General features: G+C 49.6%; 1 protein-coding gene. It reads left to right on the top strand.

The window, feature by feature from the left end:
• Nucleotides 1–486, top strand: a 486-nt coding sequence (locus tag ACYVTD_RS15610) for a 3'-5' exonuclease (RefSeq protein ID WP_461248616.1), incomplete at both ends; no start/stop codon positions are given.

Raw genomic sequence — 486 nt, 5'->3', positions numbered from 1 at the left:
TCTACCGTACCAACGCGCAGTCCCTTGGCTTTGAAACGCTTTTTTTGCGCAGGGGAATCCCCTACCGCGTCGTCGGCTCATTAAAATTTTACGAAAGGGAAGAAATTAAAGACGCCCTCGCGCTTTTGTCGTTCATTGTAAATCCGCGCGACGAGGTGAATTTCCGCAGGGTGGTAAACAAGCCCGCAAGAGGAGTAGGAGCCGTTACGGTGGACAAAATTGTCGAGGCGGCAGGATCGTGCGGCGGGAATTTAATTGAGGCGGGGCGAAATTTGGAGCTTACGCAAAAGGCGCGTTCCGGGCTTAACGCTTTTTATAAAGTTATCGAAGACGCGAAGGAATTACTGGAAAGCGGGGAAGCATTGCAAGAAGACGGAAAAGCATTGTCTGGAAGCGAAAAAACCGATAATAAGAAAAAAAAACACAAGGGGCTTGTGCCGGGAACGGGGCTTTCCGACTGCGTCACAAAAATCGTAAAAGACTCAG

This window comes from Treponema sp. R6D11, assembly GCF_054786075.1.
This window is presented reverse-complemented; position numbering and strand designations above follow the sequence as displayed.